The 25,973-nt window shown below is 66.0% G+C and carries 24 protein-coding genes and 1 riboswitch; of the genes, 14 read left to right on the forward strand and 10 right to left on the reverse strand.

Translation table 11 applies throughout. The features are described 5' to 3' along the window. Positions 1 to 7: 7 nt before the first annotated feature. Together ACPDIX_RS03655 and ACPDIX_RS03660 are read right to left on the reverse strand one after the other, a co-directional pair. Positions 8 to 643, reverse strand: coding sequence for a phosphoribosyltransferase (locus tag ACPDIX_RS03655; protein ID WP_423430417.1), 636 nt, complete (start codon positions 641 to 643; stop codon positions 8 to 10). Positions 644 to 742: 99 nt separating this feature from the next. Further along, positions 743 to 1,435: a nitroreductase family protein gene (locus ACPDIX_RS03660; RefSeq protein ID WP_423430418.1), complete on the reverse strand. Its 693-nt coding sequence runs from the start codon at positions 1,433 to 1,435 to the stop codon at positions 743 to 745. A 204-nt stretch (positions 1,436 to 1,639) separates the two neighbouring features. On the opposite strand from ACPDIX_RS03660, the gene ACPDIX_RS03665 reads away from it, so the two are divergent. Continuing rightward, complete coding sequence (locus ACPDIX_RS03665) at positions 1,640 to 2,092, forward strand: thioredoxin family protein (protein WP_423430419.1); 453 nt, start codon at positions 1,640 to 1,642, stop codon at positions 2,090 to 2,092. 296 nt (positions 2,093 to 2,388) lie between these two features. On the opposite strand, the gene pyrH is transcribed toward ACPDIX_RS03665, so the two are convergent. After that, the gene (gene pyrH, locus ACPDIX_RS03670) at positions 2,389 to 3,114 is read right to left on the reverse strand and encodes a UMP kinase (protein WP_423430420.1); all 726 of its coding nucleotides are present in this window, start codon (positions 3,112 to 3,114) and stop codon (positions 2,389 to 2,391) included. A gap of 250 nt (positions 3,115 to 3,364) precedes the next feature. Continuing rightward, a riboswitch (cobalamin riboswitch) is annotated at positions 3,365 to 3,548 on the forward strand. A gap of 250 nt (positions 3,549 to 3,798) precedes the next feature. On the opposite strand from pyrH, the gene ACPDIX_RS03675 reads away from it, so the two are divergent. The 3 genes from ACPDIX_RS03675 to metE are packed head-to-tail and all read left to right on the forward strand — an operon-like array spanning position 3,799 to position 10,057. Next, positions 3,799 to 6,612 (forward strand): ribonucleoside-diphosphate reductase subunit alpha, encoded by a 2,814-nt coding sequence (locus ACPDIX_RS03675; protein ID WP_423430421.1) that lies wholly within the window; start codon positions 3,799 to 3,801, stop codon positions 6,610 to 6,612. Between the two features lie 49 nt (positions 6,613 to 6,661). Further along, complete coding sequence (locus ACPDIX_RS03680; protein ID WP_423430422.1) at positions 6,662 to 7,705, forward strand: ribonucleotide-diphosphate reductase subunit beta; 1,044 nt, start codon at positions 6,662 to 6,664, stop codon at positions 7,703 to 7,705. Positions 7,706 to 7,747: 42 nt separating this feature from the next. Further along, positions 7,748 to 10,057, forward strand: coding sequence for a 5-methyltetrahydropteroyltriglutamate--homocysteine S-methyltransferase (metE, locus tag ACPDIX_RS03685; protein WP_423430423.1), 2,310 nt, complete (start codon positions 7,748 to 7,750; stop codon positions 10,055 to 10,057). 56 nt (positions 10,058 to 10,113) lie between these two features. Here the strand turns inward: metE and ACPDIX_RS03690 are convergent, their stop codons facing one another. The 7 genes from ACPDIX_RS03690 to ACPDIX_RS03720 form a co-directional block, all read right to left on the reverse strand. Continuing rightward, positions 10,114 to 10,881, reverse strand: a complete 768-nt coding sequence (locus tag ACPDIX_RS03690) for an outer membrane lipoprotein-sorting protein (RefSeq protein ID WP_423430424.1) — start codon at positions 10,879 to 10,881, stop codon at positions 10,114 to 10,116. Further along, on the reverse strand, positions 10,878 to 13,337 hold the full coding sequence (gene lon / locus ACPDIX_RS03695; RefSeq protein ID WP_423430425.1) for an endopeptidase La: 2,460 nt from the start codon (positions 13,335 to 13,337) through the stop codon (positions 10,878 to 10,880). The genes ACPDIX_RS03690 and lon overlap by 4 nt, the downstream gene beginning before the upstream one ends. Next, entirely contained in the window at positions 13,330 to 13,752 is a 423-nt protein-coding gene (locus tag ACPDIX_RS03700; protein WP_423430426.1) for an Hsp20/alpha crystallin family protein, read from the reverse strand. The genes lon and ACPDIX_RS03700 overlap by 8 nt, the downstream gene beginning before the upstream one ends. Before the next feature lie 410 nt (positions 13,753 to 14,162). Next, entirely contained in the window at positions 14,163 to 17,234 is a 3,072-nt protein-coding gene (locus ACPDIX_RS03705; RefSeq protein ID WP_423430427.1) for an alpha-L-fucosidase, read from the reverse strand. Positions 17,235 to 17,450: 216 nt separating this feature from the next. Then, complete coding sequence (gene murJ / locus ACPDIX_RS03710) at positions 17,451 to 19,031, reverse strand: murein biosynthesis integral membrane protein MurJ (protein WP_423430428.1); 1,581 nt, start codon at positions 19,029 to 19,031, stop codon at positions 17,451 to 17,453. Between the two features lie 143 nt (positions 19,032 to 19,174). Next, complete coding sequence (locus tag ACPDIX_RS03715) at positions 19,175 to 19,939, reverse strand: MBL fold metallo-hydrolase (protein WP_423430429.1); 765 nt, start codon at positions 19,937 to 19,939, stop codon at positions 19,175 to 19,177. A 167-nt stretch (positions 19,940 to 20,106) separates the two neighbouring features. Then, positions 20,107 to 20,742 carry a 3-keto-disaccharide hydrolase gene (locus tag ACPDIX_RS03720; protein WP_423430430.1) on the reverse strand — a complete coding sequence of 212 codons (636 nt, stop codon included), beginning with the start codon at positions 20,740 to 20,742 and terminating at the stop codon, positions 20,107 to 20,109. Between the two features lie 773 nt (positions 20,743 to 21,515). Here ACPDIX_RS03720 and rplB point away from each other — a divergent pair. The 10 genes from rplB to rplE are packed head-to-tail and all read left to right on the forward strand — an operon-like array spanning position 21,516 to position 25,960. After that, positions 21,516 to 22,370 (forward strand): 50S ribosomal protein L2, encoded by an 855-nt coding sequence (gene rplB, locus ACPDIX_RS03725; RefSeq protein WP_423430431.1) that lies wholly within the window; start codon positions 21,516 to 21,518, stop codon positions 22,368 to 22,370. Between the two features lie 6 nt (positions 22,371 to 22,376). Beyond that, positions 22,377 to 22,655 (forward strand): 30S ribosomal protein S19, encoded by a 279-nt coding sequence (gene rpsS / locus ACPDIX_RS03730; protein WP_423430432.1) that lies wholly within the window; start codon positions 22,377 to 22,379, stop codon positions 22,653 to 22,655. Position 22,656: 1 nt separating this feature from the next. After that, positions 22,657 to 23,010 (forward strand): large ribosomal subunit protein uL22, encoded by a 354-nt coding sequence (locus tag ACPDIX_RS03735; RefSeq protein ID WP_423430433.1) that lies wholly within the window; start codon positions 22,657 to 22,659, stop codon positions 23,008 to 23,010. Positions 23,011 to 23,026: 16 nt separating this feature from the next. Beyond that, the gene (gene rpsC / locus ACPDIX_RS03740; protein ID WP_423430434.1) at positions 23,027 to 23,731 is read left to right on the forward strand and encodes a 30S ribosomal protein S3; all 705 of its coding nucleotides are present in this window, start codon (positions 23,027 to 23,029) and stop codon (positions 23,729 to 23,731) included. A gap of 15 nt (positions 23,732 to 23,746) precedes the next feature. After that, positions 23,747 to 24,166, forward strand: a complete 420-nt coding sequence (gene rplP / locus ACPDIX_RS03745; protein ID WP_423430435.1) for a 50S ribosomal protein L16 — start codon at positions 23,747 to 23,749, stop codon at positions 24,164 to 24,166. A 31-nt stretch (positions 24,167 to 24,197) separates the two neighbouring features. Further along, positions 24,198 to 24,416, forward strand: a complete 219-nt coding sequence (gene rpmC, locus ACPDIX_RS03750) for a 50S ribosomal protein L29 (RefSeq protein WP_423430436.1) — start codon at positions 24,198 to 24,200, stop codon at positions 24,414 to 24,416. Between the two features lie 17 nt (positions 24,417 to 24,433). Then, complete coding sequence (rpsQ, locus tag ACPDIX_RS03755; RefSeq protein WP_423430437.1) at positions 24,434 to 24,718, forward strand: 30S ribosomal protein S17; 285 nt, start codon at positions 24,434 to 24,436, stop codon at positions 24,716 to 24,718. A gap of 12 nt (positions 24,719 to 24,730) precedes the next feature. Further along, on the forward strand, positions 24,731 to 25,096 hold the full coding sequence (gene rplN / locus ACPDIX_RS03760; RefSeq protein ID WP_423430438.1) for a 50S ribosomal protein L14: 366 nt from the start codon (positions 24,731 to 24,733) through the stop codon (positions 25,094 to 25,096). Between the two features lie 6 nt (positions 25,097 to 25,102). Further along, complete coding sequence (gene rplX, locus ACPDIX_RS03765; RefSeq protein WP_423430439.1) at positions 25,103 to 25,375, forward strand: 50S ribosomal protein L24; 273 nt, start codon at positions 25,103 to 25,105, stop codon at positions 25,373 to 25,375. A 39-nt stretch (positions 25,376 to 25,414) separates the two neighbouring features. Then, complete coding sequence (gene rplE, locus ACPDIX_RS03770; RefSeq protein WP_423430440.1) at positions 25,415 to 25,960, forward strand: 50S ribosomal protein L5; 546 nt, start codon at positions 25,415 to 25,417, stop codon at positions 25,958 to 25,960. Positions 25,961 to 25,973 lie beyond the last annotated feature (13 nt).

Below are 25,973 nucleotides of genomic sequence, written 5' to 3' on the forward strand. Positions count from 1 at the left end.
ACCGGGATCAGGATTCGTCGGACGGGCGCAGGAGCTGGAGCAGCTCCTCTTCGTCGGGAGGCTCGAAGGAGGCGTAGTAGTGTCCCACGGCGGTGAAATCCGGATCGGCCCGCAACACGTGCACCCCGTCGGCTGCCTGCCGGAGTCGTTCCACGGCCTCCGGGGACGCCACGGGCGCCGCCACGTGGACAGTGTCTGCGTCGTGCTTGCGAAGTGCCAGCACCGCGGCGTGCGCGGTGGCGCCGGTGGCCAGGCCGTCATCCACGAGAATGATCCTCCGATGTCGGACGGGCGGCAGCCCCTGCGGATGGAGGAAGCGGGCCAGTGCCTGCATGCGGGCCTGTTCTTCGGCCACGATGCGGCGGAGGGCGCGGTGGACTTCGGGGTCGTTGCGCACCCAACGCTCGTCCAGCCAGAGTACGTCCGGTTCGGCCAGTGCGCCCACGGCAAACTCGGGGTTGAGCGGGTGACCGATTTTTCGGACCGCCCAGGCCGTCAGGGGTGCGTCCAACTCTTGCGCCACCGGCGCCGCGACCACGACACCGCCCCGTGGCAGGCCCACCACCAGGTCAGCCGTCACACCGGCCCGGATCAGGTGCTCCGCCAACAATTGGCCGGCTTCCGTGCGCGAGGCAAATCGCATGAGATCAGCCTACCCCGGTTTGTCCGCCTTGCAAACCGGACCGAGGGGTGGTGCGGCCACGGCCCACGGTAATGGGGCTCGGCAAGCGGGTCGTCTCCTTCACGGGTGCCGCGGCCGGGCGGCACCCGTGCCGGCTGTGCCGGCGGGCCAGCCCACGGTTTGAGCGACCACGATCTTTTGTTCGGGTCGCAGGTTCAAAGCACGGGCCAGCTCGGACTCGTCGAACGTGCCGCGCACCACCGTGGCGAGCCCTTCCGACGCGCAAAAGAGGTACACGTTCTGAACGATGGCACCGGCGCTGACGGCCGACCAAACCGGCTTTCTCTCCTCCGGAACGCGGCTCATGCGGGACCAGTCGGCCACCAGCACCAGGTTCACCGGCGCGGTCGCCACGAAATCTTGCAGGCCCGTGGCGGCCCGGACATCCCGCCCGTGCACCTTTTGAAGCGCATGCGCACGCGCGTCGTACACGAACACCCCGTCGGCGGTGGCCACATAAACGTCGATTTCCTGGTGATTCATCGCCGACGGCGCCGTGCGATGCCCGTCCGGCCGGTTCACGCCGAAGGCGGCCCAGAGTAGATTGCCAAGAATCTCAGGCGGGAGCGGGTCGGATCGAAACGCCCGTGTGGAACGCCGTTCCTGGAGCGCTTCCAGGAGTGGTTTGCCTCCGTGGATGCGGGGTTTGGGCAACGGCAGCACGCCGGCGTCCTGCGCGCAGGTCGCGGGCGGGAAGGCCGGACCGAGCAACAGACCCAGCACGACGCAGCAGGTGGGGATTCGGTTCTTCATGATCGCAGCCGATCGAGGTTAAGATATGGTTCGTGATCGATTCTGACGTATGAGCTTGGCTTTTGCAACTCCCGCGGGACAGACTTTTTCTTATGGCCCGTGGGAGGGGCCTCGTCCGTTTGACTCCTTGGGGGGTGGGATTTTGCCAACCGGAGCCGCGGGGTCGCACTGGCGCATGCGGGCGGGGCGGTCTATGGTTGGGGCATGAAAGCGACACTTCGAAGATGGGCGTTTGCCTGCGCGGCGGCGTTTTGTGTGTCCACGCTGGTTGCCGCCGAACCGGTCTGGCTGGAGGACCTTCCCGGGGCGCTGGAGAAGGCCAAGGCCGAAAAGAAGCAGGTGCTGGTGAACTTCACCGGCTCCGACTGGTGCGGATTCTGCATCCGCCTGAAGAAGGACGTGTTCGATACCCGCGAATTTGCCGAGTACGCCGAGAAACACCTGGTCTTGGTGGAGGTGGACTTTCCGCGGAAGAAGGAGCAGTCGCCACAACGCAAGCAGGCCAACCGCAAGCTGCAGGAGCAGTTCAAGGTGGAAGGTTACCCCACGCTGGTGCTGCTGAATGCCGACGGCAAGGAGGTGGGGCGGATGGTCGGGTACGGCGGCGGCGGTTTTGAGGCCGTGCGCAAGCGGCTTGGTTTACCGGACAAGTCATGACCGGATGGTCGCTCCCGGGCGCCGGAGCCGCCCAAGGTTTGTCTCGGGCCCTCCCTGTCTGAGGCGCAGGGAGGGCCTCCCGTTTTTTCGGAGGTGCCGGAGTGCGGGGAACCGTCCGGCCGGGAAGGGGACCGGGCCGGACGCCACGGCAGGCCGGATTGCCTCCGCGGGACTGGCCGCACTGCCTTGGGGGAGTTTGAGCGGTCCTTGCGGCCGGGTGGGAGCGCGTGTGAACCTGGAGGAATCGGACAGGCCCGGGTGTGTTCGCCGGCCGGGCCGACATTCGAGGCGGAAGCTCAGGCGGTCACCAGTGTGCCGACCTTCCGGCCCAGGACGACCTTCTTCAGGTTGTGCGGTTTGAACAGGTCGAAGACGATGATGGGCATTTTGTTATCCATGCAGAGCGAGAAGGCCGTTGAATCCATGACCTTGAGCTGCCGCTGCAGGGCCTCCAGATAGGTGATGCGATCGAACCGGCGGGCATCGGGGTGGAGTTTGGGATCGCGGTCGTAGATGCCGTCCACCTTGGTGGCCTTTAGGATGACCTCCGCACCGATTTCGTTGGCGCGCAACGCTGCGGCGGTGTCGGTGGAAAAGTACGGGTTGCCGGTGCCGCCGCCGAAGATGACCACGCGCCCCTTTTCCAGGTGTCGGACGGCGCGGCGGCGGATGAACGGTTCTGCGATCTGATGCATGGTGATGGCGCTTTGGACCCGCGTGGGCACGCCCAATTGTTCCAAGGCATCCTGCAAGGCCAGGGCGTTGATCACCGTCGCCAGCATGCCCATGTAATCGGCCGTGGCGCGTTCGATCCCTTTCTGACTGCCGCTGAGGCCGCGGAAGATGTTCCCGCCTCCCAACACCACCACCACCTGGACGCCCAGGTCCCGCACCTCCCGGATCTGCTCGGCCATCTGGTGGACGGCGTCGGGGTCGATCCCCTGACCTTGCGGCCCACCCAGGGCCTCGCCACTGAGTTTGAGCAAAATGCGCCGGTACTTGGGTTTTGCTTGTTTCGCCATGGGACGTTGCCTCGCGCTCCAGGAACGCACCGCGCCTTGTAACAGGCCGGGCTTTTCCCGTCAATCGAAGGCTCTCCGGAAAGGGAACGAGAAGCGGGCTTGTTCAAGATCGTGAACGGCATCCGGGGTGCGGTTTTCCGGAGAAAGTCATGCAGTTCCACCGGGTTCCGCTCCGTTTCGGAAAACGGTTTGACAGCCGTAAAAATCCCGTCATCTTGCAGCGCGTTCTTTGAAGAATCCGGGTTTCCTCCGGATTCACCCGTGAACAAGTGCCCCTTGCGGGGAGAATAGGGAAGCGGGTGCGAATCCCGCGCGGTTGCGCCGCTGTAACGAGCGACGAAACGCCAAAAAGGCCACTGTCCGGTTCGGATGGGAAGGCCGGCGGAGTAGGATGACCTCGGAGCCAGAAGACCTGCTTGTTCACGCTCATCGGATCCCGTTGGGTGACGGGATCGCTGTCGCGCCAAACGACAGGATGGGGAGGAACGAAATGGCGCGGTTTTGGCGGCCGCGCTCGTATCACCACTTGCCATGCCAGTTTCCGACGGCGGCCGACTTCGGCCGGCGGAGCCCCTTCGTGCGGGCACCGAAAGCTTTTGTGCAACGGATCTTGAAACGCGGAAAGGTTCCAGCGGAGTCGCCTCTGCCGGACAGAGTCTCACTCCGACCAGCCTTCCGCCGCAATTGGAGTCCCGAGAACCCCTGGCCCCGCCGGAGCACCGTGCGGAGGAAGCGAGTCAAACCGGAGGGTTGCCCACCGTCGTCAAGCGGGACGGCCGACGCGTCTCGTTCGACCCCGAACGCATCCGGCGCGCCCTCGAAAAAGCCTTCCGCGCCACGCTCGAACTACCTGCCGACACGCCTCTTTCGGCCGAACTGTCCGAAGAGATCGAGACCCTCACCGGCGCCGTGGTGCGTTGGTGCCGGGACCGCGCCGAGGTGTCCGTCGAAGAAATTCAGGACGAAGTGGAGCGCACGCTCATGCGGGCCGGGCGCTACGCCGTCGCCCGTCGCTACATCCTCTACCGCGAGGCCCGCGCCGAAGCGCGCCGTCGCCAGCAGCTCACCTACCGCCGCGCCGACGGCACCGAGGCGCCGTTCCCGCACGAGGCGCTGCGTGCCCGCATCGAAGCGGCGTGCGACGAACTGGACGACGTCGATCCCGAGCTGGTCCGGGAAGAGCTGCTCCGCACGGTCTATCCGGGCATTCTAGAAGACGAACTCGACCGGGCGCTGATTCTGGCGGCCCGTACGCACATCGAACGCGAACCCAACTACACGTACGTGGCCGCCCGGCTGCTGCTGGACGCCCTCTACCGGGAGGTCTTCGGCCGCCCGATACCTCCCTCCGGGCAGGCCGAAGTCTGCCGCGCCGGTTTCCGGGCGTACCTGGAGCACGGCGTCCGCCTGGGTCGCCTCGACGAGCGTCTGCTCCGGACGTTCGACGTCGACCGCCTGGCCGCCGCCCTGCATCCCGAACGCGATCGCCGGTTCACCTTCCTCGGGTTGCAGACGCTTTACGACCGCTACCTGCTGCACGAGCCCGAAGGCCGCCGCTTCGAGCTGCCCCAGTTCCTCTGGATGCGCGTGGCCATGGGGCTGGCGCTCGCCGAAGACGATCCCACCGCCCGCGCCATCCGGTTCTACGAGCCGCTTTCGAGCTTCCGTTTCATAAACTCCACGCCCACCCTCTTCAACGCGGGCACGCCCCATCCCCAGCTTTCCTCCTGCTACCTGACCACGGTGCAGGACGACCTGGGCGCCATCTTCAAGGCGATCCGCGACAACGCGCTGCTTTCGAAGTGGGCCGGCGGACTGGGCAACGACTGGACGCCTGTCCGCGCCCTGGGTGCCCATATCCGAGGCACCAACGGCCGCAGCCAGGGCGTCATCCCTTTCCTGAAGATTGTCAACGACACGGCCGTGGCCGTCAACCAGGGCGGCAAACGCAAAGGAGCCGTGTGCGCCTACCTGGAGGTGTGGCACCTGGACATCGAAGAGTTTCTGGAGCTGCGCCGCAACACGGGCGACGAACGCCGCCGCACGCACGACATGAACACCGCCTGCTGGATCCCGGATCTGTTCATGCAGCGCGTGCGGGAACGCAAGCACTGGACGCTCTTCTCGCCCGACGAGGTGCCCGACCTGCACGACTTGTACGGCCGGGCTTTCCGCGAGCGCTACGAGCACTACGAACACGAGGCCGAAGCCGGACGCATCCGCAACTGGCGCCGTGTCGAGGCCGTCGATCTCTGGCGCAAAATGCTTTCGATGCTGTTCGAGACCGGCCACCCCTGGCTCACCTTCAAGGATCCCTGTAACATCCGCTCGCCCCAGGATCACGTGGGCGTCGTCCACTCCTCGAACCTCTGCACCGAGATCACGCTGAACACCTCGCCCGAGGAGGTGGCCGTCTGCAACCTCGGGTCCATCAACCTGGTGGCGCACGTGGACGAGCGGGGCGAGCTGGATGGGGAAAAGCTGCGCGACACGATCCGCACGGCCGTGCGCATGCTCGACAACGTGATCGACCTCAACTTCTACCCGATTCCGGAAGCGCGCACGTCGAACCTGCGCCACCGGCCGATCGGTCTGGGTCTGATGGGCTTTCAGGACGTGCTCTACCGTCGGGGGCTCTCCTACGCCAGCGAGGCCGCCGTGGAGCTGGCCGACGAACTCATGGAATTCATCGCCTACTGCGCCTACGAGGCCTCGTCTGACCTGGCGGCCGAACGGGGCGCCTACCCCACGTTCAAGGGCTCCAAGTGGGATCGCGGCCTGCTGCCGCTCGACACGCTCGACCTGCTCGAAGCCCCACGCGGCGAGCCTGTGCCCGTCCCGCGCACGGCCCGCCTCGACTGGGACGCGCTGCGCGAGAAAATCCGCCGCCAGGGCATGCGCAACTCGAACGTGCTGGCCATCGCTCCCACGGCCACCATCGCCAACATCTGCGGCGTGAGCCCGTCAATCGAGCCCACCCACAAGAACCTGTACGTGAAAAGCAACCTGTCCGGCGAATTCACCCAGCTCAACCCCTACCTCGTGCGCGATCTCAAAGCGCGGGGCCTCTGGGATGAGGAAATGCTGGACGATCTGAAGTACTACGACGGCTCGGTGCAGGAAATCAACCGCATCCCGCCCGAGCTGAAAGCGCGCTACCGGACGGCCTTCGAGATCGAACCGCACTGGCTCATCGAGTGCGCGGCCCGGCGCCAGAAGTGGATCGACCAGAGCCAGTCGCTCAACCTGTATCTGGCCGAACCCACCGGCCGCAAGCTCAGCGAGATGTACCAGCTCGCCTGGCAACTCGGCCTGAAGACCACCTACTACCTGAGGGCGCTGGCCGCCACCCAGATCGAAAAATCCACGCTCGACATCAACCGCCGCGGCATCCAGCCCCGCTGGATGAAAAGCCGCTCGCCCTCGGGCGACATCGTCGTCCGCCGCGACGGCCCCGCCTGCTCGCCGAACGACGAAAGCTGCGAAGCCTGCCAGTAGTCTCTGTTCGTTGCCACGATTTCGACCAACACCAAAACCGAGTACAGCCATGATGAAGCTTCCTGCCTTCGGATCGCGCCGCATCCGCGTCGAAGACAAGCGCCTGATCAACTGCCACGAGGTGGACGTCAACCAGCTCATGCCCATCAAGTACGCCTGGGCCTGGGAGCACTACCTCAACGGCTGCAAAAACCACTGGATGCCCAACGAAATCCCCATGGCCCGCGACATCGAGCTGTGGCGCTCCAATAAGCTCACCGACGACGAACGGCTGGTCATCCTGCGCAACCTGGGCTTTTTCGCCACGGCCGAGAGCCTGGTGGGCAACAACATCGTGCTGGCCATCTTTCGCCACGTCACGAACCCGGAGTGCCGCCAGTACCTCCTCCGCCAGGCCTTCGAGGAAGCCATCCACACGCACGCCTTCCTCTACATCGTCGAAAGCCTGGGCCTCGACGAGGGCGAGGTTTTCAACATGTACCGCGAAATCCCGGCCGTGGCCCGCAAGGACGAATTCGAAATGGAGCTGACGCGCGAAGTGCTGCGGCCCGACTTCACCACGGCCACCGTCGAGGGCGCTCAGGCCTTTCTGAAAAACCTGATCGGCTACTACGTGATCATGGAGGGGATCTTCTTCTACAGCGGCTTCGCGATGATCCTCTCCTTCCACCGCCAGAACAAGATGACCGGCATCGGCGAGCAGTTTCAGTACATCCTGCGCGACGAGACGATCCATCTGAACTTCGGGATCGACCTGATCAACGGCATCAAGGCCGAAAACCCCGAACTGTGGACGCCCGAGTTTCAGCGCGAGGTGCAGCAGCTCATCGAAGAGGCCGCCGAGCTGGAGGTGGCCTACGCCTACGACTGCCTGCCGCGCGGCGTGCTGGGCCTGACGGCGCCCATGTTCCGGGAGTACGTCCAGCACATCGCCGACCGACGTCTGGAGCGCATCGGCCTGAAAGCCCGCTACGGCTCGAAAAACCCGTTCCCCTGGATGAGCGAAACGATCGACCTGCTCAAGGAAAAGAACTTTTTCGAGACGCGGGTCACCGAATACCAGCAGGCCGCCGCGCTCTCGTGGGATGAGTAAACCCGTGATTTGAGAAGCAACCAGGCCAGCACAAAACGATCCATGATCCAGGCAACGAATCTCGGTTTTCCCCGCATCGGGCTCGCGCGTGAACTGAAGTGGGCCGTCGAGGGCTACTGGGCCGGACGGGTCTCGGAAAACGAATTGCTGGAGACGGCGCGTCAGCTCCGCGCCCGGCACTGGCAATGGCAACAGGAGGCCGGGATCGACCAGATTCCCTCGAACGACTTCTCGCTCTACGACCACGTGCTCGACACGATCGCGCTCGTGGGCGCCGTGCCCGAGCGCTTCGGCTGGCAAGGCGATACCGTCGACCTGGCCACCTACTTTGCCATGGCCCGGGGCGTCCAGGAAAAAGAGCTGGAAGCACGGGGACTGGAAGGCACCGGCGTGCCGCCGCTGGAAATGACGAAGTGGTTCGACACGAACTATCACTACCTGGTGCCTGAATTCCACCCGGAGCAGACCTTCCGGCTCGCTTCCACGAAACCCATCGACGAGTATCTGGAAGCAAAGACGCTGGGCATCGAAACGCGGCCGGTGCTGCTGGGACCGGTTTCGTTCCTGCTGCTGGGTCGGGCGACGGTGGCCCACTTCGACCCGCTGACGCTGCTCGATCGCCTGCTGCCCGTCTATGCCGAGGTGCTGCACCGCCTGAAGGCGTCCGGCGCCCGCTACGTGCAGATGGACGAGCCCTGTCTGGTGCGCGACCTGTCGCCCGGCGCTCGCCAGGCCTACCAGCAGGCCTATGCGGCGCTGAGCCGGCCCGAACACCCGGCGCTCGTGCTGACCACCTACTTCGGCGGCCTCGAAGAGAACCTGCCGCTGGCGTGCTCGCTACCGGTGGCGGCCGTTCACCTCGATCTGATGCGCGCGCCCGAGCAACTCGAGCCGGCCCTGGCGCACCTGCCCGAGGATCGCATCCTCTCGCTGGGGCTGGTAGACGGCCGCAACGTCTGGCGCACCGATCTCGACGCGGCCGCTGCCATGCTGCGGCGGGCCGTCGAGGCGCTCGGCCACGAACGGGTCTGGATCGGTCCCTCCTGCTCGCTGCTGCACGTGCCGATCGACCTGGACGCTGAATCCGAACTCGACCCGGAAATCCGTCCCTGGCTGGCCTTCGCCCGCCAGAAGCTCGAGGAGCTGGTCACGCTCAAACGCCTGATCAACGAGGGCGAGGCGGCCGTACGCGATCGGCTCGAAGCCGCCCGCCGGGCGCGTCAGGAACGCCTGACCTCCCCGCGTCGGATCGATCCGGAAGTACGCCGGCGCCTGGCCGCGCTTTCGCCCGAGATGACCCGCCGGGGCCGTCCTTTTGCCGAGCGCTACGCGCTGCAGCGCGCACGGCTGAACCTGCCCCTACTGCCCACCTCCACGATCGGTTCGTTTCCGCAGACCGACGAGCTGCGCCGGAAGCGCGCGGCCTTCCGGCGGGGCGAGCTGTCCCGCGAGGCCTACGAGCAGTTTCTGGAAGCCACCATCGCCGAGACGATCGCCCGCCAGGAGGCCATCGGGCTGGACGTGCTCGTGCACGGCGAGCCCGAACGCTCCGACATGGTGGAGTACTTCGCCGAGCAGCTTCAGGGCTTTCTGGTCACGCGCAACGGCTGGGTGCAGAGCTACGGCACGCGCTGCGTGCGCCCACCCATCCTCTACGGTGACGTGGCGCGGCGCGGCCCCATGACCGTACGCTGGACCACCTTTGCGCAACGCTGCACCGCACGTCCGGTCAAAGGCATTCTGACCGGCCCCGTGACGATCCTGCAGTGGTCCTTCGTGCGCGACGATCAGCCCCGGGCCGACACCTGCCGCCAGATCGCGCTGGCACTCCGCGACGAGGTGGCCGACCTCGAAGCCGCCGGCATTTTCGTCATCCAGATCGACGAACCGGCCCTGCGCGAAGGACTGCCGCTGCGTCGCCGCGAATGGCCTGCCTACCTCGAGTGGGCCGTCGAATGCTTCCGTCTTGCCTCCTGCGTCGTGCGCGACGAGACCCAGATCCACACGCACATGTGCTATGCCGACTTCGATGACATCCTGGAGGCCATCGCCGCGCTCGACGCCGACGTGATCTCCATCGAGGCGGCGCGCTCGCGCATGGCGTTGCTGGAGGCCTTCCGGCGCTTCCGCTACCCGAACGCCATCGGTCCCGGTGTGTACGACATCCACTCGCCGCGCGTGCCGTCGGTGGAAGAGCTCGAGGCGTTGCTGGAACGGGCGCTGGAGGTGATCCCGGCCGAGCGGCTGTGGGTCAACCCCGATTGTGGCCTCAAGACGCGCCGCCGGGCCGAAGTCGAGCCCGCCCTGCGCCACATGGTCGAAGCCGCCCGCCGCCTGCGCGCCGGGAGGTAACGGCGGACTGAAGCGGTGGTGGATGATCGGCGGGGGAGGGGCCGGGCCGGCTGCGGTTAGTGTTCCAGCACCAGGCGTGTGCGGGACCCATTCTGCCGGTGGATCATTTCCAGTTCGGTGACCTCCCACCGGCCGTCAATCTTTCGGAACCGGCGGGGAAGGAACTCCTTGAGCAAGCGTCCATGGGCGTCGAAGGCCTCGGCGTAGACGAGGCCCGCGGTGTCGCGATCGAACCAGGCACGCACCCGCAGATATCCACCGGGCGGGGTGTGGTCGGTCTCGCTTTCCACCACGTCGCAGAACTGGCCGCGCCGCATTTCGGACCGGATCAGCCGGTGGCGCGGCCACCAGAGAAACGCCATGGCCAGGTCGGCCGGGGAAAAGTCGGTTTCCGCCAACGGCTGCATGGACTCTTCGGCCGACAGGGGCCTGCCCGTGTCCGGGGCGGGATCGGATCCGGTCCATGTGGCCAGTGACACGCAGGGTGGCCGTTCGCCGGAGTGGCGGATCCACAGGCGTGTGGATCGGTCCTGCGGGTCGGGTCCCATTTCGTAGAAGTTGCACCAGCCGGTGGTCGTGGGGAACACGGCCATGAGCAGGGGGATCTCGAATGGTGCACGGGGCCGGGCGGGTCGCACCACCCAGCGCCCTCGATTCGTCACGGACGCCTCGGGCGTCAGGGAACGGATGCGGCGGATGAGGTCGAGTCCTGCCTCTTCGGCAGGACCGGTTTCTGCTGTGCCGCGTCCCGGTAGGAGCAGCAGGGCGAACCCGAGCAGAGCGGCGATCCGGGTCGGCAGGTGCCTGCGGGGCCAGGGTTTCATGCTTTGCCGAAGACGAGGGGAAACACTTCCGTGATGTGGCGGACGAAGAGGGGTTTGAGGCGGCGGCGTACCTCGGCGGGGGCTTCGGCCCAGTCGCCCTGGTTGCCCTCGGGCAGGATCACGCGCCGCAGGCCGTGGCGGCAGGCTGCCAGGAGTTTCTCGCGTACGCCTCCGACGCGGAGCACCCGGCCGCGCAGGGTGATTTCGCCTGTCAACCCGAGGTCGGAGGGCACGGGCCGTTGTTCTTCGAGGGATGCGAGGGCCACGAGCACGGCGAGGCCGGCGCTGGGACCGTCCTTGGGCACGGCACCGGCCGGGATGTGGATGTGCAGGTCGTGTCGTTCCTCGGGTTCGATTTTGAGCCCGAGGGCTGCGGCCCGGCTGCGGAGGCAACTGAGCGCGGTGCGTGCGCTTTCTTTCATGACGTCGCCGAGCGAGCCGGTGAGCATGAGCCGGCCCCGGCCCGGCATGCGGGTGGCCTCGATGAACAGGACCTCGCCGCCCCAGGGTGTCCAGGCCAGTGCCAGGGCGATGCCGCAGTCGCGGATGCGTTCCGGCGATTCGGCCGGGAAGCGCGGCGGACCGAACCATTCGGGCAGGTCGGCCGGGCGGATGCGGAGGGGGCGACGCGCGTTTCGGGACCGCGCGGTTCCCAGTCTGCGGGTGGCTTTGCGGGCCAGGGCGGCCAGGTCGCGCTCGAGTTGGCGCACCCCGGCTTCGCGGGTGTATTCGCGGATCATGCGGCGGAGGGTGGGGGTGGGCAGCACCACTTCGCGTCGCGACAATCCGTGTTCCTCCAGTTGCCGCGGCCAGAGATGGCGACGTGCGATGTGAAGTTTTTCGGACTCGGTGTATCCGGGCAGTTCGATGACCTCGAGCCGATCGCGGAGCGCGGGGTGCACGGGTTCCAGCCAGTTGGCTGTGCCGAGGAACAGGATGCGGGAGAGATCGAACGGCAGGTCGAGGTAGTGGTCCACGAAGGCGTGGTTTTGCGCCGGGTCCAGCACCTCCAGCAGGGCGGAGGCGGGGTCGCCCCGGACGTCGTTGCCCACCTTGTCGAGTTCGTCCAAGACGATGACCGGATTACGGCTCTCGAGCCGGCGCAGGGTTTGGAGGATTCGACCGGGGAGGGCGCCCACGTAGGTTCGACGGTGCCCGCGGATCTCGGCTTCATCGCGCAGGCCGCCCAGCGAGATGCGGGCGAACTTGCGGCCGAGGGCGCGCGCCAGGCTGCGGCCCAGCGAGGTCTTGCCCGTGCCGGGCGGCCCCACCAGACAGAGGATGGGTCCCTTGATTTCCCGTCGCCTCTGCAGGGCGGCCATGAACTCGAGCAGCCGCTCCTTGACCTTGTCCAGCCCGTAATGGTCCTCCTCCAGGATCCGGGCGGCGCGGTCCAGGTCCCATTGATCCTCGGTGGTTCGGTCCCAGGGGAGCGCAGTGATCCAGTCGAGGTAGTTCCGGACCACGGCGTATTCCGGGGACGCTGGTGGGAGCAGTTCCAGTCGCTCCAGCTCTCGTTCGGCGACTTCGCGCGCCTCGGGCGGAAGGGCGATCTCCTGCAGGCGCTGGCGCAGCGTGCGCAGCTCCGGGCTGCCGCCCTCGTCCTCGCCCAGCTCGCGGCGGATGATCCGCAATTGCTCGCGCAGGAAATAGTCGCGCTGGGTTTTGGTGATGGAGGTGGCCACTTCCGCCTGGATTTTGGAGCTGAGCGAGAGCACCTCGCGCTCCCGATGCAGCAGGGGCAGTAACTGTTGGAGCCGTTCCCGGACCGGCAGGGTTTCCAGGATCTTTTGCCGTTCGTCCAGTCGGAGGTTCAGGTGCACGGCCACCAGATCGGCAAAATGGCCGGGATCCTCGGCGTTGAGGGCGGCGATGCGGGCCGGTTCGGGAATGGCCGGGGACAGCTGCATGATGTCCTGGAACTCGGCCTGGGCGTTGCGCAGCAGGGCGAGGGTCTCGACCGATTCATCGCGTTCGTCCCGCAGCAGGGTGTAGCGGATCACCAGGTAGGGTGATTCGCGCACGGCCTGGTCCAGCCGGATCCGCCACAGCCCCTCCACCAGGATCCGGACGTTGCCGTCCGGGAACTTCAACATCTTGAGCAGCCGGACCGCGCAACCGACGGGGTGCAGGTCCGACAGCCGCGGGTTCTCGACATCCGGCCGGTGCTGCAGCGCCACACCCAGGAGGCGATCCCCTGCCACCACGTCGTCAATGAGTTGGATGCTCGGACCGGACTCCACCAGCAGGGGGGTCACCATCCCGGGGAAGACCACGATGTCCGACAATCCCAGCACGGGCAGGCTCTCGGGCAGGGAACGCGACGAGATCCGCGCGGGCGCACCCGTTGCGCGGGCAACATCGTGGATGCTGACGTACTCGGTGTCGGTGGAATCCCTCGGGCTGGGCATCTGAAGGGAGGGGATGGCCCGGGAGCGACGGGCCGGTTCATTCACCGTCCGGAGCCGGTCGGACGGCCAGGCGCTTTCTTGCAGGCGCGCTCTCCCGTGCCAGCGGGACGTCAATGCGGAGGAAGCCGTTCACGTAGGCGGCACGGGCGCGGCTCAAATCGTAGCTGTCGGGCAGCTCCAGCACGCGCTCAAACGGGCCGTAGCTGATTTCCATCACCAGAAAGTTGCAGCGGGCGGCGCGGCAACTGTCCGGACGATGTCCGCGGATACACAACCGGTTGCCCTCGACAAACAACTCCAGGTTCTCGCTCGACATGCCGGCCAGCTCCACCTTGATCACCAGGCCATCCTCGGTCGTGTAGATGTCGGTGTTGGGCTGCCAATGTGCCTGTTCGGAGGGGTCGCGCCGACTGATGGCGGGTCGGCCCAGCAGATGAGCGGAGGATCTCATTGTGGCCATGGGAAAATCTCCTGGGTGCAAGGAATCAGCATGAGAAGAAGCGAAAATGTGTCACCGAAATCGGACGACGATTTGAGGTCGTTCACCCTTTCGAGCGCGGCAGATGATTCTGCCGGCTTGGCCGGAGGAACCGCCGCTGCAACCGCACAGACCGGTGCCTCCGCCGGGTTGCCGCCGGCGTCGTACCAGTCGCCAGCCCAACCAGAGGGCCGTGCCGGCCACGATGACCAGGGAGGCTGCCTGTTGCCAATCCACAATGCCAACATACCGCGGCGCGCCGGAGCCGCAACCGGCATTTTGTGCCGGCAGGCCCCTGGGGCCGCTGGTCGGGCGGCGGCAGCCGGGTTCGCAACGGCTCGGCGACGGCCGGTGCTTGCGGGCGTGGGACCGGGCCGGGGCGGCCGGGGCGGTCAGTCAGCGGGTTCCAGCCTCAGGAAGCGGAGGTTGACCGGACGCCAACCCTGGGTGACCGGCCGGACTTCGAGGGTGAACCGGCCGGCGGGCAGCTCCAGCACACCGGCGTCGGTTTCGCGGAAGCGGGTGTAATCGCCTGTCTGGGGAATGGCCACCTCCAGCCGGGCCGACCGGGCGCGAAGGACCAGCCGTGCTCCCTCTGCCTCGGCTGCGGTGGAGAGGCGGATGCGATACCGGCGGGGGCGATCCAGTTCGACGTCCCAACTGACCCACTCGTTCGGGTCGGTCCAGAATCCAATGCAGCGTTTGGTGCGGTCGGGTTCGTACCGTAGTTGGCTGCCGTGAAGGGTGGCTTCCATGGCGTCCAGCAGGAGACGGCCATCGGCTTCCGGATAGAAGGGCAGGGGTTCGACCTCGGGTCTGCCCGGGATCCGCGCGGCCACGACGGTGGCAATGGGATCGGGTGCCACGGCCGGGACGCGAATGATCTGGGTTCCTTCGCCGGCTTCGATGGAGAGCCGCGCACGGCGGTCGGCCAGGAGCCAGGCCTTTTGGATGGGATTTTTCAGCCCCGGCACCACCAGTTGGCCGTTGGTGGGCCATTGGAAGACGTGGAGGTAGAGGATGGTATGGCGTCCGTCGGGCTTGACGGTGCAGCGTCCCCAGGGGAGGCGCCGGAAGGGACTGGCCCGGGTGCCGTAGATGGCCTCGCCGTTGATCTTCATCCATGCGCCGATTTCCTTCAGTCGTTGGACGCTGGGCTCGGGGATGCGTCCGTCGGCCATCGGCCCCACGTTCAGCAGGTAGTTGCCGCCCTTGCTGGCGATGTCAATGAGGTTGCGGATGAGGGTCTCGGTGCTTTTCCAGTTGTGGTCCCAGCTCTTGTAGCCCCAGGTGTCGTTGATGGTCATGCAGACCTCGAAATCGCGACCGTCCGGGTATCCGGTAGCCGGGATGTATTGTTCGGGCGTTTCGGTGTCGCCGCGGTAGCCGCCGCCGAGGCGGTTGTTGTGGATGATTCCGGGTTTGAGCCGCAGCAGGCGGATCAATTGATCGGCACGCTCCCGGTTCATGTCCACGGGCGTGTCCCACCAGAGGACGGCGGGGAATTCGCCGTAGCGGGTGAGGATTTCGCGGACCTGGGGAACGGCGACGTTGCGGATGTAATCGTCCATGTCTCGTTCCTGGGCGGGGTCCCATTTGCCGCCGCTGGCCGAGCCGCCGTTCACCCAGTCCTGCGCCTGCGAGTAGTAGAAGCCGAGTTTGATGCCGTGTTTGCGGCAGGCCGCCGCCAGCGGCAGGAGCAGGTCCCGCCCGTAGGGCGTGGCGTCCACCACGTCCCAATCGCTGGCCTGGGAATCGAACAGGGCGAAACCGTCGTGGTGTTTGCTGGTGATGATGATGTATTTCATGCCGGCTTCCTTGGCCAGGCGGACCCAGGCGTCCGGATCGTAGAAGACCGGGTTGAACGACCGGGCGAATTCCCGGTACTCGGCCACGGGGATTTTGGCCCGGTTCATGATCCACTCGCCCAGGCGGGGGATCCGCTGGCCTTTGTACACCCCGGCCGGCACGGCGTACACCCCCCAGTGGATGAACATGCCGAAACGCGCCTCCCGCCACCAACGCATCCGTGCATCGCGTTGTTCGGGGGTTTCGTCGGCATAGGGATCGGGTTTGATCACGCGCGGTTTGCCGCGGATCTCCAGCGCCACGACCGTGACGTCGGGATCGGGCAGCGTTTCGGGCAGTTCCACCACGACACCTGCCTCGGTGGCGCGGGCACGCAGCGGGGTGTCATCGGCGAGGAATCGCGCCCGGAGCGGGCTGTTGACCAGTCCCGGAAGGAGGAGGCGGCCGTCGGCGGGGCGCTCGAACACGTGCAGGTAGAGGATGGTGTTGCCGCTGCGCAACGGTTTCTGGGTGCAACGGCCGAAGGGCAGCGACTCGAACGGGCTGGCTTTCGTGCCGTAAATGGATTCGCTGTTGCGGCTCATCCAGCGGCCGATCTCCTGCAGGCGTTGGACGGCCGGTTCGGGAAACGTCCCCTCTGCCGTGGGACCGATGTTCAGCAGGTAGTTGCCCCCCTTGCTGGCGCAATCCACCAGGTTCCGGATCAGCACGCGGGTGCTCTTCCAGTTTTGGTCGTGTTTGTTGTAGCCCCAGTGATCGTTCATCGTCATGCAGGATTCCCAGTAGACACCGGGGCCGAACCCCGTGGCGGGGATTTCCTGTTCGGGCGTGCCGTAATCGCCCACGCCGCGCCCGCGGTCCATGCCCTGCATGCCTGCCCGCCCCTTGCCCACGCGGTTGTTGACGATGATGTCCGGCTGCAGGCTGCGGACGTGGTTGTACAGGTCCACACCCCGTTCGTGGGTCCAGGGAGATTCCCATTCGCCGTCGAACCAGAGGATCCCGAGGGGGCCGTACCGCGTGATCAGTTCGCGAAGCTGTGCCTTCATGTACTGCACGTACCGGTCCATGTCGGGTGTGCCGCTTGCCCGGTCGTTCCACGGCCGGCGTGTCCCCCAGTCGGGGTGGTGCCAGTCCATGATGGAATAGTAGAAGCAGAGGCGGATCCCCTCCTCGCGGCACGCTTCAGCCAGTTCCTTTAGCGGATCCCGGCCTGCCCGGCCGAACGGCGTGCGACCGATGTCCCAGTCGGTCACCGCCGAGTCCCAGAGACAAAAACCGTCGTGATGCTTGCTGGTGATCACGATGTATTTCATGCCGGCGGCCTTGGCCAGCCGCACCCAGGTGCGGGCGTCGTACCGGACGGGGTTGAACTGATCGGCGAATTTTTCATACTGCGAAACCGGCATCCGGGTCTCTTCCAGGAACCATTCCCCGTAGTGTGTCTTGCCCTCCCATTCGCCCGCGGGGACGGCGTACACGCCCCAGTGGAGGAACAAGCCGAAGCGCGCTTCTTCGAACCAGGCCATGCGACGCGCCTTCGCCTCGGGCGATTCCCGGGTGTAGTCCCTGCCCTCGGTGCCGAATCCGGAGGGCGTCACGAGGGCGAAGCTGATCCCGAACACGGCTGCCAGAGGAAGGTGAGAGGCTTTCATGGTTGGTCTCGCGATGGTGTTCATGGGCGGTTCTCAGCCGGGCATCGCCCGGACGGGACGCAGTCGCGCTGCGCCTCCTCCGTTCGATTCCCGCCCCACGTGTATGCTGCAGGGGTCTCCTGAATCAACAGCTTTTCCACCGGGCGGCGGTTGTCGGCCAGGTCGCGGTTGTCCGACGGCTCCTGAAGCCGGGGCCGACCGGGCTTCGGCGGCCGTTCAGCGGGAGCCTCTGCGGCGGGTCACCCAGGAACGCAGGAGTTGACTCAGTTCCTCGGCCAACGGCACCCGTGTCGCGCGGGCGAGCAGGGCGTATACGAGGGTGCCGGCGGCGCCCGGAACGAAGACGTGGGCAAGTCGCCCGGTCAGCGTGTCCGGGGGCCATTGGACCGCGCTTCCGTGCCGGACCCACCAAGTGACTCCGGCGGTGAGCACCGCCATGCCGGCCACGCGGAGGGTCAGGCCCCGCAGGTCGCCCCACTCCAGGTGCCGGAGTTTGCGTCGCAGAGCGTAAGCCAGCAGGACCGCGTTGAGGGCGGAGGTCAGCGTGTTGGCCAGGCCGAAGCCCCCCTGGCGGAGCGGAAACACCAGCACGGCGGACAGGACCAGGTTGAGCGTCAGACAGACGATGCTGATGCGCATGGGGGTGAAGGTGTCGTCCAGGGCGTAGAATGCGCGGGCCAGAACATTGACCAGCGAATAGGCGACCAGGCTGGGTGCCAGACACTGGAGCGCCCAGGCGGTTCGCAGGGTGGCATCCGGTCCGAACCGCCGCCCCTCGAACAACAGGCGAACGATGGGCTCGGCCAGGACCACCAACATCACCGCCGCCCAAACGTTGACCACCAGGAGGTGCCCCATGCCGTGCCGCAGCGACCGGCGAAACTCCGGCCAATCCTTCGAGGCCGCCAATCCGGAGAGCGCGGGCAGCAGGTAGGTGGCCACCGAGATGCCGAACACGCCCTGGGGCAGTTCCATCAGGCGCACCGCATAGTTGTAGGGCGCGATCACCGGCGCGTGCGGGCGGTCCACCCAGAGCCCGAGCATCTGCACCATCATCACGTTGATGTGGAAGGCGGCCACGCCGATGGTCCCCGGAATCATGCGGCGGACGACCTCCCGCACCGTCGGGTCGCGCCACGGCGACACCCAGTGGTAGCGGAACCCCTCCCGATGCAGCGCGGGCCATTGAAAGGCCGCCTGGGCCAGGCCGGCGATCAACACTCCCCATGCCAGTGCGTAGATCTGCTCGTGCAGTTCCCGGCCCCACCGCGGTGCCACCACCAGTACGAAGGCGATCATCACCACGTTCAGCATCGCCGCGCCCATGGCCGGGAGAAAAAAGTAACCCCGGGCATTCAGCATCCCCATCAGCACGGCCGTCAGACACACCGGCAGCATGTAGGGAAACATGATCCGCAACAGCGAAAGCATGAGGTGCACGCGGCCTTCCCAGGTGCCGAACTCCAGCGCGGCCGACACGCCCAGCAGTACCAGCAGGATCACGCCCGCAGCCGCCACCACCAGACCAGAGATCACCGCGTTGGCCGCCCCCCACATCGCGGCCGGGTCGCCGCTGCGTTCCTTCTGTTTGAAGATCGGGATGAACGCCGCCGTCAGGGCTCCTTCGCCCAGCAGGCGCCGGAACAGGTTGGGCATGGTGAACGCCACCTGAAAGGCGCCGGCCACCCAGCCGTCCCCCATGAAGCGCGCGTAGACCATCTCCCGCACCATGCCGAGGATCCGGCTGGTCAGTGTGGCCAGGGCCATGGCACCGGACGACTTGAGCAGCTGCGACATCGTGGCGCCGCAGTGTAAGGACCGCGGCTGCGGGCACCAAGGTGCAAACTGGAGTCGTCCCCTTGGTTTGCGTTCGAGCCGCGTGCAGCCGCTGTGACGGGATCACCCGGGGCGGGCTGTTGCCTGCCCGTGCGAGCGGATGGTCACGGCCGGTACCAGTCCCGGATGCGCACTTCGATGCCGCCCTGCTGCTCCACCAGCCGGCCGAACCGTTCGACGTCCGAGCCCCGGTAGTGGTAGGGATACACGATTCGCGGGCGGAAGGCGCGCACGGCATCGGCCGCCTGTTCCACGGTCATCGTGTACGGCAGGTTCATGCAGACGAAGGCAATGTGAATGTCCCGCAACCGGCGCATCTCCGGAATGTCTTCCGTGTCCCCGCTGATGTACACGCGGCTGGAACCGGCGGCGACAACGTAGCCGTTGCCGCGACCGCGCGGGTGGTAGCGGAGACGGTCCGGCGTGAGGTTGTACATGGGCACCGCCTCGATGGTGAAGTCGAGCACCTTGGTCACCTGCCCGTTGGTCAGCACCGTCGTCCGGCTTCGCATCTCTTCCGTGAGGCGCTCGGCCACCGCCTGTGGGGCCACCAGACGCGTGGTTTCCCTGCATACCGCATGCAGGGTGTCCAGGTTGAAATGGTCGCCGTGAATGTCGGTGATCAACACCAGGTCCGGCCGCGGCAACTTGACGAAACGCTCCGTGGGCCCCACGGGATCCACGTAGAGGACCTTGTCGTTCCACCCGAGTGCGAACGTGGCGTGTTGAACGGGGTGCACGATCCATGTGCCCCCGCCCGCGGGAATCCGGTCCCCGCTCATTGCCGGAGGGGACTCGGCCGCGGTGAGGCGGAGGGCAAGCAGGAGGACGCCTGTCAGGGAGGGACAAGCTGAAAACCGGGTGTTCATGGCCTCAGCGTGACGCGGTCGGGATCCGGTGACAAGAGTCTCTTTCAGGGCGGGGCGCCTGGAACGGATCGGGCCCGGCGGGAGGGTGGGTCACGGGTCAAGCAAAAGGGCGGCCCCGGCAGGACCGCCCTTTCGACTGAGTACGAGGCCTTTCCGGACGGGGTGCCTCAGTCGAGCCGTTTCACGCGGATGTTGCGGTAGCGCACGATGCTGTTGGGGTCATGCGCCTGGAGGGCGAAGGTTCCCTCGCCGAGTTTACGTTCGAAGGGCCGGCCGGGCTGGGCGCCCTCGGGCTCGACATATTGCAGGACGATGGTGCCGTCCACCTTGACCGTGATGGTGCGGCCTTCCACGATGATTTCCTGGGTCCACCACTTGCGATCCTGCGAGAAGGCGTGGCCCACGTTGACAATCCCGTACAAGCTGCCGGTCTTGATCCAGTCGGAGTGCGTGCAGTTGACCTGGGATTCGAAACCCGCCCGTGGCCAGTCGCGCTCCTGATAGCGGGTGTGGAAGTAAATCCCCCCGTTGGAACCGGGTTCCGTCATCACTTCCACCTTGAGATGAAAGTTTCTGAAGGGCCGACCGTCGCCCTCGTAGAAGAGGTGGGAACGGGGACCGTGCGCCACGAACGCGCCGTCTTCGATGCGCCAACTGTCGGGATTCTCCGCGGATTTCCGCCAGCCCGTGAAGGTCTTGCCGTCCATCAGGGGGACGAAGCCTTCCTCCACCTCCGCGGCCCCGGCGTTTGCGATCATTAGAACACTGGTGAGGACTGCAACGCTGAGCAAGGTTCGTTTCATGAGGGCAAGGTACCGGCCGGTGGTGTGGTGACAAGTGGAAAGGCGCCCGCCCGGGGACCGTCATTTCAATGGCCGGTGGTTCGAGCCAGCCGACCCGGTCCGGTGGGCCTCCGGTTTTCGCGGCCCGCGTCCGGGCACGTTGGCGGGTCTTCCTCCCGGTGGCACGTCGCCACCGCGGTGCGGTCCGGCAAGACGGTCGGGCTGATGGAGAATGTCTGCTCTCCAGCCGCGTGTGCGCGGCTGCTTCGGGATGGGTGGTTGCCGGTGTGGTGCGGGCTGGCCGCGGCGCAGAATGTGGACCGGGTCGGTTCGCTTCGATGCCGCGCGCGCCTCCGTCGCTTTCAGTCCGGGCGGTGAGGAAGCGGTGCCGATCTCGCGGGACGTCCCCAGGTGTGTGTGGCCCGGTGACGTGCTCCGGTTGGAGATGAAAGGGCAATTGGGATCGATGGAAAGGGGGGTGCCGGACGGGTCGGGTCCGGCGGGGGGCAAAACGCCGTCTCGCATGCGGCCTCCACCCGGCGGGGGAAAGCCGGCGACAGGTCCGGTGCGGCGTTTGCGGGGGCCGGAGGGCGTCCTGAAGAGGTCGTTTTTTTGGAAAAGAAACCCCTTGCGCGGTTGGGAACGGCTGCTATACTTCCTGCTCCGTTTCGCCCCGGAAAGTGGGTGCGAAGCACGGACAGCACTGCGTGTGCGGGCCGAGAACCGAACCTGTTTGGGTCGGGAGTGATGGTCCGCTACTCCTGAAACGTGGCTGACAAACGAGTGCACGTATTATGCCTGTAAAGACTTTTCGACCGCTGACGCCGTCGTTGCGGTTCAAGACGGTCGCGGACTTCAGTGAGATCACGAAGACGCGGCCGGAGAAGAAGCTGGTCGTCACGCGCAAGAAGACCGGCGGCCGCAACATGTACGGCCGGATCACCGCGCGCGGCATTGGTGGCGGTCACAAACAGAAGATCCGCCTGGTGGATTTCAAGCGGGACAAGCACGGGGTGGAAGCCACCGTGGTGGCGATCGAGTACGATCCGAATCGTTCCGCGCGGCTGGCCCTGTTGCAGTATGCCGACGGGGAGAAGCGTTACATCATCGCGCCCAACGGGCTGAAGGTGGGGGCCAAGGTGATGAGCGGTCCCGATGCTCCGCCCGAACCGGGCAACAGCCTGCCGCTGAAGGCCATTCCCATCGGCATGCAGATTCACAACATTGAACTGGTGCCGGGACGGGGCGCGCAGCTGGTCCGCAGCGCGGGGTCGGCTGCCACGTTGATGTCGCGCGACGGCGGTTATGCCCAGATCCGCCTTCCCTCCGGCGAGATCCGGCTGATCCACGAGAACTGCTACGCCACGATCGGTCAGGTGGGCAACCTGGACCACAACAACATCGTGTTGGGCAAGGCGGGTCGGAGCCGTCATCTGGGGATCCGGCCGATCACCCGAGGTGTGGCGCGCAACCCGGTGGATCACCCCAACGGTGGGGGCGCCGGCAAGGCCAAATCGGGTGGCGGCTGGCACCAGCTCACCTCGCCTTGGGGTTTGCTGGCCAAGGGTGGCCGCACGCGGGACCGGCACAAGCCGTCCAATCGGTTCATCTTGGTGCGCCGGAACGGGTTGCCGATGAAACGGAAATAACGAGCCATGGGTCGTTCGCTCAAAAAAGGTCCATTTGTCGATCCGAGCCTGATGGAGAAGATCCAGAAGGCCCGGGCCAGCGGGTCGCGGGCTCCGATTCGGACCTGGTCCCGCCGGTCGGTGATCACCCCGGAGTTTGTGGGGCTGACGTTCAACGTGCACAACGGGAAGATCTTCCAGCCGGTGTTCGTGACCGAGAACATGGTGGGACACCGGTTGGGCGAGTTTGCGCCCACGCGGACCTTCCGGAAACACGGGGCGCACACGGCCAAGGCGGAGAAGTGATATGGAAGTGTACGCCGTCACACGGAACGTGCCGATGTCGGCGCAAAAGATGCGCGAGGTGGTGCGGCAGATCCAGGGTCTGCCGGCCGTGCAGGCCAGGCAACTGCTGAGCTTCATCCCGCGCAAGGGGGCCCGGTACGCGGAACTGACGTTGCGTTCGGCGCTGGCCAATGCCGAGGAACTGGCCCGGCAGGGCAAGTTCGACCGTGTGCCGCCGGAACGGTGGCGGGTGCGGCTGGCGGTGGCCGAGACGGGGGTCACCTACAAGCGGTGGATCCCCAAGGCCCGGGGATCGGCCGGCCCGATTCGGAAGCGCCACTGTCACGTGCGGATCGTTTTGAGCACCGAAGACTGAACAACCTTTTGCGCGTATGGGTCAAAAGACCAATCCCATCGGCCTGCGGGTCACGGTCAACAAGGACTGGCGTTCCCAGTGGTTCGCCAACAAGCGGGACTTTCCGAAGCTGGTGGCCGAGGACTTTGCCATCCGGCAGTACCTCAAGAAGAAGCTCGAATCGGCCTCGGTCTCCCGGATCCTGATCGAGCGTGCGGCCAACCGGTGTCGTGTCACCATCCGGACCGCGCGGCCCGGCGTGGTCATCGGGCGCAAGGGCGCCGAGATTGACCGGATCAAGGAGGAACTGGCCCGGATGACGGGCAAGGAGATCTACATCCACATTGACGACAACTTCAAGCCCGAGGTCGAGGCGCAGTTGATCGCGGAGAACGTGGCGCTCCAGCTGGAACGGCGGGTGTCGTTCCGGCGGGCGATGAAGAAGGCGATTCAATCGGCCCGGGACTGCCGCGACGTCAAGATCGAGGGCATCAAGATTCGATGCGCGGGCCGTCTGGGAGGGGCCGAGCTGGCCCGGGTGGAACAGTATCACTGGGGCCGGGTCCCGCTGCACACCCTGCGGGCGCACATTGACTACGGATTTGCCGAAGCCAACACCGTTTACGGTCGGATCGGTGTGAAATGCTGGGTCTGTTTTGGCGAGAGCCCCACCACGGGCAACCGGGGTCGGACGGTGCCGGGTGCCACTGCCACGGTCAACGGGGCCAGGACGCAGGCCTGAAGGAGGATTTGAGCCATGCCATTGATGCCGGAAAGGGTCAAGTACCGGAAGATGCACCGGGGCAGCCGGGCGGGCATCGCCAGCCGCGGCAACACGGTGGCTTTCGGTGAGTACGGGTTGCAGGCGTTGGAGCGGTGCTGGCTGGACACCAGGCAGATCGAGGCCGCCCGCGTGGCCATCACCCGCCACATGAAACGCCACGGCAAGCTCTGGATCCGGGTCTTCCCGCAAAAGTCGTACACGAAGAAGCCGTTGGAAACCCGCATGGGCAAGGGCAAGGGTCCGGTGGAATCGTGGGTGGCGGTGGTTCGGCCGGCGCAGATCCTTTTTGAAGTGGATGGTGTGCCCGAGTCGGTGGCGCGGGAGGCCATGCGCCTGGCGGCCAGCAAACTGCCGATTGCGACCCGGTTCGTGACGCGGCATGCCCACGGTTGAGACCGGAGGGCGCAACCAGGGAAGACGAGGTATGAAGAAGGACGAGTGGCGCAAGGTGCAGGAGATGACCCTGCCGGAACTGCAGGCCCGGCTGCGGGAGCTGCGCCAGGAACTTTTCAACCTGCGCCTGCAGAAGGCGACGGCCCAGTTGGAGAAGCCGTCGAGGCTGCGGCTGTTGCGGCGTGACATCGCGCGTCTGGAGACGCGCGTGACGCAACTGCGCAGGCAGGCGTCCATGCAAGCCAGCTGAGAGAGGTGGGTTTCACTATGGCAGAGACGCAACCAACGCCGGCGAAATCGCGCGGTCATCGCAAGGAGCGGATCGGCGAGGTGATCGCCGCGCGGATGATGAAGACCATCACCGTGCGGGTGGAACGGCGCTTTGCGCATCCGCGCTACCGCAAGATCGTCAAGGCGTACAAGAAATACTACGTGCACGACGAGAAGGGTGAGGCGCGGGTGGGCGACCGGGTGCGGATCGTGGAGACGCGTCCGCTGTCCAAGACGAAGCGCTGGCGCCTGGTGGAGATTCTGGAGCGTGCGGCTGCCTGATGGGAGGGACCTATGCTGCAGGTACGATCGCATTTGGAAGTGGCGGACAACACGGGGGCCAAGATCGCCTGGGCCATCGGCGTGCTGGGGCGCAACCAGCGATATGCCCGTGTGGGCGACGTCATCAAGGTGCACATCAAGGCGGCGGCGCCGGATGGCCAGGTCAAGAAGGGCGACGTCTGCAACGCCGTGGTGGTGCGAACCCGGCATCCCATCCGGCGCAGCGACGGTTCCTACCTGCGTTTCGACAGCAACGCGGTGGTATTGATCGACAAGGACAACAACCCGCGCGGTACGCGCATATTCGGGCCGGTGGCTCGTGAACTTCGCGAGAAAAAGTTCATGAAGATCATTTCGCTGGCCCCGGAGGTGATCTGAGCAGCCATGGGCGGATTGCACGTCAAACGGGGTGACGAAGTGGTGGTGATCGCCGGTGCCCACAAGGGCAAACGCGGCCGGATCATCCACGTGGATCCGAAACGCCAGCGTGTGCTGGTCGAAGGCGTCAACATGATCAAGCGGCACATGCGCAAGAGCCAGCGCCATCCGCAGGGGGGCATCATCGAGCGGGAGGGGCCCATCCACGTTTCCAACGTCATGCGCGTGGATGTGTATGAGGCCCGCCGGGCCCGCAAGGGCGCGCCCGCGGCCTCCTGAGCCCGCCAACGGAAAGCTTTCACCGGCTGAATCCGGGTCATGAAACCGAGACTTTACCAGAAATACATCGAAGAGGTCGTCCCCGCGCTGCGGGAGAAGTACGGCTACACCAATCCGCACCAGATCCCGCGGCTGGTGAAGATCGTGGTCAACATGGGCGTCAGTGCGGAGCTGGAAAAGACGGCCGTGGACGACGCGGCGCGTGACCTGGCATTGATCACCGGCCGCAAGCCGGCCATCAACCGCGCCCGCCACAGCGTGGCCAACTTCAAGCTGCGCAAGGGGCAGCCCATCGGTTGCCGGGTCACCCTCCGCCGCGAGGTCATGTACGAGTTCCTTGATCGCCTGGTCTCGGCCGCCCTGCCGCGCATCCGTGATTTCCGCGGGTTGTCGCCCCGCAGCTTCGACGGCCGCGGCAATTACACGTTCGGGATCGCCGACCAGACGATCTTTCCCGAGATTGATCTCGACAAGATCAAGCGCCACCAGGGCATGGACATCACGTTTGTGACCTCGGCCCGGACGGACGCTGAGGCTTACGATCTGTTGCGGCTGCTGGGGATGCCCTTTGCGGCCGGCCGCTGACCGGCCCGTGCAC

Origin of the sequence: Limisphaera sp. 4302-co (assembly GCF_049537155.1) — a bacterium.
Classification (GTDB): domain Bacteria; phylum Verrucomicrobiota; class Verrucomicrobiia; order Limisphaerales; family Limisphaeraceae; genus Limisphaera.

Coding starts and splice junctions, on each gene's coding strand:
- rplE (WP_423430440.1), top strand. CDS start 25,415: ATGAAACCGAGACTTTACCAGAAATACATCGAAGAGGTCGTCCCCGCG.
- ACPDIX_RS03680 (WP_423430422.1), top strand. CDS start 6,662: ATGATGAAGCTTCCTGCCTTCGGATCGCGCCGCATCCGCGTCGAAGAC.
- rpsC (WP_423430434.1), top strand. CDS start 23,027: ATGGGTCAAAAGACCAATCCCATCGGCCTGCGGGTCACGGTCAACAAG.
- rpsQ (WP_423430437.1), top strand. CDS start 24,434: ATGGCAGAGACGCAACCAACGCCGGCGAAATCGCGCGGTCATCGCAAG.
- ACPDIX_RS03655 (WP_423430417.1), bottom strand. CDS start 643: ATGCGATTTGCCTCGCGCACGGAAGCCGGCCAATTGTTGGCGGAGCAC.
- ACPDIX_RS03660 (WP_423430418.1), bottom strand. CDS start 1,435: ATGAAGAACCGAATCCCCACCTGCTGCGTCGTGCTGGGTCTGTTGCTC.
- rplN (WP_423430438.1), top strand. CDS start 24,731: ATGCTGCAGGTACGATCGCATTTGGAAGTGGCGGACAACACGGGGGCC.
- ACPDIX_RS03700 (WP_423430426.1), bottom strand. CDS start 13,752: ATGGCCACAATGAGATCCTCCGCTCATCTGCTGGGCCGACCCGCCATC.
- rplB (WP_423430431.1), top strand. CDS start 21,516: ATGCCTGTAAAGACTTTTCGACCGCTGACGCCGTCGTTGCGGTTCAAG.
- murJ (WP_423430428.1), bottom strand. CDS start 19,031: ATGTCGCAGCTGCTCAAGTCGTCCGGTGCCATGGCCCTGGCCACACTG.
- ACPDIX_RS03705 (WP_423430427.1), bottom strand. CDS start 17,234: ATGAAAGCCTCTCACCTTCCTCTGGCAGCCGTGTTCGGGATCAGCTTC.
- pyrH (WP_423430420.1), bottom strand. CDS start 3,114: ATGGCGAAACAAGCAAAACCCAAGTACCGGCGCATTTTGCTCAAACTC.
- rpsS (WP_423430432.1), top strand. CDS start 22,377: ATGGGTCGTTCGCTCAAAAAAGGTCCATTTGTCGATCCGAGCCTGATG.
- rpmC (WP_423430436.1), top strand. CDS start 24,198: ATGAAGAAGGACGAGTGGCGCAAGGTGCAGGAGATGACCCTGCCGGAA.
- rplP (WP_423430435.1), top strand. CDS start 23,747: ATGCCATTGATGCCGGAAAGGGTCAAGTACCGGAAGATGCACCGGGGC.
- ACPDIX_RS03690 (WP_423430424.1), bottom strand. CDS start 10,881: ATGAAACCCTGGCCCCGCAGGCACCTGCCGACCCGGATCGCCGCTCTG.
- ACPDIX_RS03715 (WP_423430429.1), bottom strand. CDS start 19,939: ATGAACACCCGGTTTTCAGCTTGTCCCTCCCTGACAGGCGTCCTCCTG.
- ACPDIX_RS03735 (WP_423430433.1), top strand. CDS start 22,657: ATGGAAGTGTACGCCGTCACACGGAACGTGCCGATGTCGGCGCAAAAG.
- metE (WP_423430423.1), top strand. CDS start 7,748: ATGATCCAGGCAACGAATCTCGGTTTTCCCCGCATCGGGCTCGCGCGT.
- ACPDIX_RS03720 (WP_423430430.1), bottom strand. CDS start 20,742: ATGAAACGAACCTTGCTCAGCGTTGCAGTCCTCACCAGTGTTCTAATG.
- rplX (WP_423430439.1), top strand. CDS start 25,103: ATGGGCGGATTGCACGTCAAACGGGGTGACGAAGTGGTGGTGATCGCC.
- ACPDIX_RS03665 (WP_423430419.1), top strand. CDS start 1,640: ATGAAAGCGACACTTCGAAGATGGGCGTTTGCCTGCGCGGCGGCGTTT.